Genomic DNA, 7,775 nt, shown 5'->3' with positions numbered 1-7,775 from the left:
CGTTGCAGGCGGCTGTGCACCACCGTCAGGCCCAGTTGTGCGGGGGCCTGCAGCAGCCAGGCGGTGGCGGCCTCGGCGGGGGCCTGGGCAAGATCGAGCTGCCAGCCGCCCTGCACCGCCTGAAGCTGGTAATGGCCGCCCAGCCCGGCGTGCTCCAGGCTCTGGCGCAGGGCCGGCGCCTGTTGCGCGGCGCCCGGCAGTGAGGGGGCGTGGGCGAGCAGGCCGTCGAGGGTCTGCGCCTGGCTGCGCAGCCTGGGCGTTTCGGCCTCCCAGTGGGCGATGCGCGCCAGTGCCGGCTGCACCAGCACCAGCCACCACAGCGTGGTGCCCAGCAGCAGTGCGGTCAGGGCCACGGCGCGGCGCTCGCGCGCACTCAGGCCGTGCCACCAGGGGCGCAGGCGGCGCAGGGGGTGCCGTGCCTTATTCAACATTGGCCACCTCCTCGCCCGTGGCGGTCGCCGGGCGCAGGGTCCAGCCGTGGTCGCTGCTGCTGGCCTCGATGCCCTGTGCCGCCAGCCGTGTTTGCCAGGCATTGTCAGCCGGGGGCCGTGCGGCGCCGGGCAGTGGCTGCAGGTCGAGCACGCCGTCGTGGTAGGTCAGTTGCTCGACTGCGCCGGCCAGAAACGGCATGGCGCTGCCGGCGGCCTGCAGCAGGTGGTTGAAGGGTGCGACCGCGCCGTTGTCGCCGGCGGCGAGCTGCTGGCGTACCTGTTGCAGCGGGTTGAGGATCACCTGCAACTGCGGGTAGGCAGCGCGTACCTGCTGGTGCATGTGCTGGCGCAGTTGCTGGCCGGTGTCGGCCAGCCGCGCGGCGTAGAGGTTCAGGCCCAGGGTCCAGATCATGGCGGCGCTGGCGCACAGGGCGAGTGCCCGTGGCCAGCCGTGCTGTTCGGCGGCAGGGGCGCGCAGGCCGCTGTGCAGGCTCGCCACCGGGCATGCGCCGGCCCTTGCCGGGGTCGGGTACAGGCCCCGGGGTTTGAGGCCGGCATTCGACAGCCACTGCGCCAGGCCCTGCAATGCCGCCTGCCCCAGCCATGCCACCGCCACCTTCCCGTCCGCTGCCCGGGGCCCGTGGGCGATATGCACGGCGCGCACATCGCCCAGTATCAGGCCCTGCGCCGCGCACTGCACCGCCGCCCCCAGGCGCGCCGCCGGCAACGGCGGCAGTACCAGCTCGGTGCACAGGCTGTCGTCCGGGTGCAGCCACGCCAGTACCTCGCGGCCCCGCGCCAGGCTCTTGAGCTGCGCCTGCGCCGCCTCGCCCTCGGCCTCGGTCCGGCCCTGGCGGTCCAGTTGCCGATAGCCGACCCGCGCCCCGCCCTCAAGCGCCGTCAGCCGCGGCAATGCCATGTGCAGTTGTGCCTTCATGCGCCCACCCGTGCCCAGACAACCTGTGCCAGGGGCGCCTGCCCGCGCAGCAGCAGCGCCTCCAGGCGCACCTCGCGCGAGCCGCTGCGGGCCACGCCGCGCAGGCGGAACCAGTCGCTGGTAATGCCCACCGGCACGCTTTCGAGCACCACGTGGGGCATCTGCAGGCGGTTGACGAAATCCCCGCGGTTGACGAACCAGCGCCCGCCGTCGCGCTCGGCGATCAGCTGGCGCGCCTTGTCTACGCTCAAGCCCGGCACCTGCGCCGCCAGTACCTCGGCGGATGCGGTGTTGCCATTGATCCAGGTGTTGGCCGGCAGCACTGTGGCCACTCGGCGCAGGCGCGCCAGCCCTTCGGCATCCAGCCCCGGCACGGCCAGCTGGTCGAGGCTGCGCAGCATCGGCCGGCGTGCCGGCACCGGGCGCGAAGCGGCACCCGGCGAGGTTGCGCGACCACTGTCGAAGCCGTGCACCGCCTCGGCCACGGGCGCCTGCCGGCGCGGGTAGCCGTCGACCACCCGCGCCGCGATCGCCTGCGCCACCGGCGCGGCCAGGCCGATCAGTGCACACAGGCGCTCGAAGGTGGCCAGGGCCTGCGCGTCGGGTTGCTCTTCGACCACCAGGTTGCGCAGGTTGAACTTGCCCTGCTCATCCTCCAACTGGCCCTGGAACACCGCGCCACGCTCACCCACCGGCAGGCCGGCGATGGGGCGCGCCCAGCCCTGGTCGAGGCGTACCAGCGGGTCGACGCGGCGCTGCTCGGCCAGTACCTCACGGCTCCAGGCCAGACCCGCCTGCAGCACGCCCTGCCCCTGGGCACGCTGCTGCAGGCTTTCCAGCTCACGGGTGAATACGCTCTGGCGGCTGATCATGCCCGCTGCGATCACCGCCACCACGGCGGCAATCAGCAAGGCACTGATGATCGCCATTCCGCGTTGCTGCGCGGACGGTCTCATCACGGCGCCTACAGCTGCCAGGAGCCGATATCGGCGTTCACGCCCTCGCCGTCAGGCTCGCCATCGGCGCCCAGCGAGAACACGTCGATCTCGCCGTTGGCACCGGGGTTGAGATAGTGGTAGGGGCGGCCCCAGGGGTCGTTGGGCAGGCGCTCCAGGTAGGCGCGCCAGGTGCCGGGCTTGGCCGAGGCGGGTTTTTCCACCAGTACCTTGAGGCCCTGGGCGGCGCTGGGGTAGCTGCCGTTGTCCAGGCGGTAGAGCTTGAGCGCCTGCATCAGCCCGGCGATGTCCTGGCGGGCGGCGGTGGCACGCGCCTGGTCGGGGCGGTCGAGCACCTTGGGCACCACCATCGCTGCCAGGATCCCGAGGATGACCACCACCACCATGATCTCGATCAGGGTGAAGCCGCGTTGGCGACGGGGGGCAGAACGGCGTGGGCAGGTAAGCGACATCTCGGCATTCCTTGGCGGGATTCGGGGGCCGATTGTGGCAAGGGCATATGTCAGTGGTATTGAAAATCCTCGGGAGTTCCGGTCGCCAATCGGTCAGACAGACCCCCTAGGATGCAGCTTTGCCCACACCGAGATGCCCATGCGCAGACGCCGCCCGCAACAGGCCGGTTTTACCCTGATCGAAGTGCTGGTGGCGCTGGCCATCGTGGCCGTGGCGATGGCCGCTGCAGTGCGCGCGGCCGGGCTGATGACCCAGGGCAATGGCCTGCTGCGCGACAAGTCGCTGGCCCTGCTCTCGGCCCAGGCGCGCCTTGCCGAACTGCGCCTGGAAGGCCAGGCAACCCCGGGCCTGCGCCGCTTGGAGTGCGACCAGGGGCGCCTGCGCCTGCGCTGCGAGCAGCAGGTCGACAGCCGCCCCGGTGGGCTGCTGCAGGTGCGCCTGGAGGTGTTCGAGCGTGACCGTGAAGGCCCGCCGCTGGCGCGCCTGGAGAGCTGGCTGGGCCAGGCGCCTAGGGCCGAATGAGGCGCGGCAGCGCAGGGCCTTCGGGCAGTCGCGCGATGCCGATGCGGCTGCGCTCCCCGGCGCGCTCGATCACCAGCGCATCGGCTTCTATGGCCACCAGTTGCACCCCCTGCGCCAGTTGCTCGCCCACCCGCACGGCCTGTGGCGCGCCGCCGTTGAGCGAGACGATGGCCACCGCACCGGCACTGCCGGCCAGCAGCCCGCTGAGGCTGATGTCGACCTGCGCCGGCAGGTTGGCGAACCACTGCCCGGCGGCGGCCGGGGGTGCCGATAGGGTCTGCTCCATGGCAGCCGGCACCGGTTGGGGGGGGGGCGCCCAGAGCAACGTGCCCCAGGTCGCGAGCCCGGCCAGCGCCGCGAGCAGCGCCGCGCCCTGGACCAGTTGCGGGGCAGCCACGGGTTTGAATGCTAGTGCCATGGGGAACGGTCTCCGTGTGGTTCCTGGCCCAAGCATACGCGCCGATTCTCACGCTTTTGTTTCACACGACGATCATCTTCGCCGTGCACGCTGTCACCAGCCAAGGAGGCATCGCCCCATGCAACGCAGCCATCCACAACAGGGCTTTACCCTGATCGAACTGATGGTGGTGCTGGTGATCGTCGGCATCGCCAGCGCCGCCATCAGCCTGAACATCCGCCCCGACCCGGCCAAGGCGCTGCGCGAAGACGCCGAGCGCCTGGCGCAATTGCTGCTGGTGGCCCAGAGCGAGGTGCAGGCCGATGGCCGCGCCCTGCTCTGGCAGGCCGACCGCGACGGCTACCGTTTTGTGCGGGCCGGCGCGGCGCTGGACAGCGACCCGCTGCTGCGCCCGCGCCCCTGGCAGGCCGCGCCGGTGACGGTGCAGCGCACCCCGCAGCGGGCCGTGCGCATCGACCCGGAATGGATCGGCGAGCCGCTGACCCTGCGCCTGGTCAGCGGCCAGCAGCAGATCGAAGTGCGCCGCGATGCCGCCGGCCGTGTCGAGGTGCACCAGCCATGAGGCGCCACCCGCAAGGCGGGTTCACCCTGATCGAGGTGATGGTGGCGATCCTGTTGATGGCCATCGTCAGCCTGGTGGCCTGGCGCGGGCTGGACAGCGTCAGCCGCGCCGACCGCCACGTCAAGGACAGCACCGAACAGGCCCGCGCCCTGCTGCGGGTGTTCAACCAGCTGGAGCGCGACCTGGCCTTGCGTGCCAGCAGCGAACTGGTCGAGCCGGTGCTGGCGGGCATGGACCCGCCCAGCGAAAAACCGCTGCCTGCGGTGCGGGTGCAGGCCAGCGACGGGCGCCCGGCGCGCCTGGAGCTGATTCGCAGCAGCGCCGCCGACGAGGGCCTGATGCGCGTGCGCTGGTGGTTGCAGGGTGGCACGCTGTATCGCGCCGCGGCGCCGGCACGCGACCGCTTCCCGCTACCGGCGCCTGCCGGCCGGGTGGCGGTACTGGAGGATGTGGCTGAATTCAACCTGCGGGTGTGGGAGCCGGGCAAGGGCTGGCGGCACCTGACCGGCGAGGCCCGGGACAATCCGCCGGGGCTCGAGATCGAACTGCTGCGCCAGAGCGCCCAGGGCCCGCAGCGTTACCGCCAGGTACTGGGGCCGCTCAACTGAGCAGCACCACGCCACCGGGCAGTTCGGTGCAGCGTGCGCCGTAGGCATCGCGGATCAGCTGCGCCACTCCTGGCAGCTGCGCCAGGCTGAAGCGCGCCTGCACCTTGCGTCGCCCCAGGCTGGGGTTGAGCAGCACCAGCATGCCGGGGCGGTAGCGGTTGATTTCGTCGATCACCTGACTCAGCGGCGCGTCATGGAACACCAGCCGCTGCTCGCGCCAGGCCATTACCTGTTCGGCATCGAACGGCTGCGCGCTGCCGGCGCTGCGGGCGTCGTAACGCAGCTGCTGGCCGGCGGGCACGGGCAAGCTGCGGCCCTGCCAGAGAATCTGCACCTGGCCCTGCAGGCAGGTGACGCACACGGCCGAATCGGTGTGGCGCACATTGAAGCGTCCGGCCTGGGCCGACACCCAGGCCTGCCCGGCCTGCACCTGCACCGGGGCCTGGGCCAGCACCTCGACCTCGCCTTCGAGCAGGGCGATCGCTTCGCCGCTGCGGTTGATGCGGGTCTGGGTGTTGAGCTCCAGCGCGATGCCCTGGGTCAGGTCGATGCGACGCTGCTCGCCAACGCCGGTGTGAAAGTCTGCCGCTGGCGTGCCGAGCCCGTCCACCAGGTTGCTGCGCAGCAGCACGAAGGCTGCCGAGGCCGCCAGCGCGCCGCCCAGGAACGCACGGCGCCCCAGGGTGCGCAGGGGCACCACGCGCTCGGCCTGGCGCGCCGCCGGCTCCAGCTGCTGCCACAGCTGACGGGCCTGCTCGAAGGCCTGGGCGTGCGCCGGGCTCTGTGCGCACCACTGGCGCAGGGCGCGTGCGTCGGCGACGGTGGCGCGCCCGGAGGTAAGCAGCAGCAACCAGTCCTGGGCCTGGCTGTGCAGGCTGGGTTCAGCCGAAGTCTGGGGTGTCATGGTCTGAGGGGCCTGCATCAAAATGGCGCTGTGTATTGTTCAAGACGGTTTTCCCGCACCGGGACCGAACCGCTGGAACACTTTTCTTTCCAGCCGCGTGGCGCAGTAACCCAGTGCGGCCTTGAGCTCCTTCTCGACCATGCGCGTGGAGATGCCGAAGCGCTGGGCGATTTCCAGGTGCGAGGCTTCCTCCAGGCGCGCGGCAATGAAGATGCGCCGGCGCCGTGCCGGCAGTTCGTAGAGTGCGCCGAGCAGGCACTGGATTTCCTGCTGGCCGCCGACAATGCGCGCCGGGTCCTGGTCTTCGGCCACCTGCAGCAGGTCTTCGACCTCTGCGCCGGTGAGCAGCCGGGCGTCGGCCTGGCGCCGGTCGGCGGCGATGTTCAGGGCCATGCGGTACAGGTAGGCGTTGGGCTTGTGCAGCGCGTGGGTGGCCTGCATGCGGTCGACCCGCAGGTAGGTTTCCTGGAGCACGTCGCAGGCCAGGTCGTCCGAACCCAGGCGGCGTTTGAGGCGCACCTTGAACTCGTCGTAAGAGGTCAGGAACAACGTGACCAGAGGTGTATTCATACTGCCTAGCCTCCATGCGATTAAGGGCAGTCCATGCGTGTATCGGGCAACAGCAGCAGCGTCACCGGTTGCGCCAGCGCCGAGGGCGGTGGCCGCTCCAGGCGCAGGGCGCGCAGGCTTTCGACCAGCGCGCTGTCACGCCGGTGATCGCCGGTGGAGGCCAGCAGGCGGCTCTGGGCCAGCACCCCGCGGGCGTCGATCCATACCTGCACGGCGGCCCGGTAATGGCCTGGGCGTGCCAGCGCGCTGGCACACAGCGCCTGTTCCACGGCGCGTTGCAGCGTGCGCGCATAATTGCCGGCCGCGCCGGCCCCGCCTGTGGCACGCGGGTTAGGCGCGGCTGCCGGCAGTGCCACGCGCTGCACGGTGAAGGCCTCGGCGCCGCTGTAGCGGGCCATCAGCCCGGTGCCTTCGAGCAGCCTGCGCAGGCCGTCGCGGGCGCTGAACGCGCCGTTCAGCGGCATCGAGCGCTGGCGTGCGGTCAGCTCCCGGTCCACCAGCACCGCCATGCCGCTCTGCTGGCCGAAGGCGTGCAGCGCCTCGTCCAGTGGCTGGGCCGGTATGTCGAAACGGATCGGGCCTGCGCCGTGCACCGGCATCGCCAGCACGGCCAACAGCAGCACGGCGATTCTGGCAAGGCAGTGGCGCAAACCGGTGTCTCCCCCGAAAGTCGCCATCGTGGGGCCTGTGTATGAATCTGATGTGACAGCGGTAGGCAAAAAACCTTAACGATGTGGGAAGTCGCCTGGGGCTAGACTGGGGGAAACCGCTTCAGGGAGGGCATGGACATGGGCTGTCGAATCGCGGGGTTGTGGCTGGTTGCCGGTCTGCTGAGTGGCCTGTCGAGTGGCGTGGTGCAGGCGGGTCAGGACGAGGGTTGCATCGACGTGCAGGTGGGCCAGGCGCGGGCGCTGGCGTACGACTGCCTGACGCGCCAGTTGCAGAACGGCAACGGGCAGCGCGCGGCGCAGGCCAACCGCAAGGCGATGGAGGTGGATGTGAGCCGGCGCGCGCCGAACCAGCTGGGGTTGTTCAACCAGTCGGCCACGGGGCAGCGCATGGGCAATGCGTTCGGGGTGTCGGTGCGGCCGCAGCGGCCGGGGCCGTGATCGGCGCAGTTGCATTCCTGCAGGCCATGGTTCGTTGCAACCAATGTAGGAGCCGGCGTTGCCGGCGAAGCGCCGCGCGGGCGGCGCTCGGTTTTGGGAGCACCGGTGGATTCAAGACAGGCACCTTCCAGCCCGAATGAATTTCAAGGCTGATGATTGAAGGGGTGAGCGAGAAAACCAGCCAGGAATTGCGGTGGCCGACTAGAGCCAACCGATGCCCTTGCAGCGCTCTCAGGATCGAGCGCCGCAAGCGCGGCGCTCGATCCTGAGAGCGCTGCAAGGGCATCGGTTGGCTCTAGTCGGCC

12 protein-coding genes are annotated in these 7,775 nt (G+C 70.7%); 4 read left to right on the top strand and 8 right to left on the bottom strand.

What is annotated here, in order from left to right:
- The 4 genes from gspM to gspG form a co-directional block, all read right to left on the bottom strand.
- Window positions 1-431: type II secretion system protein GspM (gene gspM / locus JZZ72_RS27255; protein WP_210015465.1), on the bottom strand; the 431-nt coding region annotated here is incomplete at its 3' end.
- A complete protein-coding gene (gspL, locus tag JZZ72_RS27250) occupies window positions 421-1,368 on the bottom strand; it encodes a type II secretion system protein GspL (protein ID WP_058541162.1) in 948 nt (315 codons plus the stop codon). The genes gspM and gspL, both read right to left, overlap by 11 nt.
- On the bottom strand, window positions 1,365-2,324 hold the full coding sequence (gspK, locus tag JZZ72_RS27245; protein ID WP_058541163.1) for a type II secretion system minor pseudopilin GspK: 960 nt from the start codon (window positions 2,322-2,324) through the stop codon (window positions 1,365-1,367). The genes gspL and gspK overlap by 4 nt, the downstream gene beginning before the upstream one ends.
- A gap of 8 nt (window positions 2,325-2,332) precedes the next feature.
- On the bottom strand, window positions 2,333-2,776 hold the full coding sequence (gspG, locus tag JZZ72_RS27240) for a type II secretion system major pseudopilin GspG (RefSeq protein WP_058541164.1): 444 nt from the start codon (window positions 2,774-2,776) through the stop codon (window positions 2,333-2,335).
- Window positions 2,777-2,915: 139 nt separating this feature from the next.
- On the opposite strand from gspG, the gene gspI reads away from it, so the two are divergent.
- Window positions 2,916-3,299 (top strand): type II secretion system minor pseudopilin GspI, encoded by a 384-nt coding sequence (gene gspI / locus JZZ72_RS27235; protein WP_058541165.1) that lies wholly within the window; start codon window positions 2,916-2,918, stop codon window positions 3,297-3,299.
- On the opposite strand, the gene JZZ72_RS27230 is transcribed toward gspI, so the two are convergent.
- Window positions 3,286-3,717: a type II secretion system protein N gene (locus JZZ72_RS27230; RefSeq protein WP_058541166.1), complete on the bottom strand. Its 432-nt coding sequence runs from the start codon at window positions 3,715-3,717 to the stop codon at window positions 3,286-3,288. The two genes, gspI and JZZ72_RS27230, sit on opposite strands and share 14 nt — an antisense overlap.
- 118 nt (window positions 3,718-3,835) lie before the next feature.
- Here JZZ72_RS27230 and gspH point away from each other — a divergent pair, with 118 nt between their 5' ends.
- Both gspH and JZZ72_RS27220 read left to right on the top strand, forming a co-directional pair.
- Window positions 3,836-4,279, top strand: coding sequence for a type II secretion system minor pseudopilin GspH (gene gspH, locus JZZ72_RS27225; protein WP_058541167.1), 444 nt, complete (start codon window positions 3,836-3,838; stop codon window positions 4,277-4,279).
- A complete protein-coding gene (locus JZZ72_RS27220; protein ID WP_058541168.1) occupies window positions 4,276-4,887 on the top strand; it encodes a prepilin-type N-terminal cleavage/methylation domain-containing protein in 612 nt (203 codons plus the stop codon). The genes gspH and JZZ72_RS27220 overlap by 4 nt, the downstream gene beginning before the upstream one ends.
- On the opposite strand, the gene JZZ72_RS27215 is transcribed toward JZZ72_RS27220, so the two are convergent.
- From JZZ72_RS27215 to JZZ72_RS27205, 3 genes are read right to left on the bottom strand one after another with little or no spacing between them, the layout of a single operon-like run.
- Window positions 4,880-5,791, bottom strand: coding sequence for a FecR family protein (locus tag JZZ72_RS27215; RefSeq protein WP_196932333.1), 912 nt, complete (start codon window positions 5,789-5,791; stop codon window positions 4,880-4,882). The two genes, JZZ72_RS27220 and JZZ72_RS27215, sit on opposite strands and share 8 nt — an antisense overlap.
- Window positions 5,792-5,830: 39 nt before the next feature.
- Entirely contained in the window at window positions 5,831-6,361 is a 531-nt protein-coding gene (locus tag JZZ72_RS27210; RefSeq protein WP_043860351.1) for a sigma-70 family RNA polymerase sigma factor, read from the bottom strand.
- 20 nt (window positions 6,362-6,381) lie between these two features.
- Complete coding sequence (locus JZZ72_RS27205) at window positions 6,382-7,011, bottom strand: STN domain-containing protein (protein ID WP_235384135.1); 630 nt, start codon at window positions 7,009-7,011, stop codon at window positions 6,382-6,384.
- Between the two features lie 138 nt (window positions 7,012-7,149).
- Between JZZ72_RS27205 and JZZ72_RS27200 the strand changes: the two genes are divergently transcribed.
- Window positions 7,150-7,470: a hypothetical protein gene (locus JZZ72_RS27200; protein WP_054916095.1), complete on the top strand. Its 321-nt coding sequence runs from the start codon at window positions 7,150-7,152 to the stop codon at window positions 7,468-7,470.
- Window positions 7,471-7,775 lie beyond the last annotated feature (305 nt).

The sequence above is a fragment of the Pseudomonas palmensis genome (assembly GCF_017848315.1).
GTDB classification, from domain to species: Bacteria; Pseudomonadota; Gammaproteobacteria; order Pseudomonadales; family Pseudomonadaceae; genus Aquipseudomonas; species Aquipseudomonas palmensis.
The sequence above is the reverse complement of the archived record's forward strand: the minus strand, read 5'-3'. Positions and strand labels throughout refer to the sequence as shown.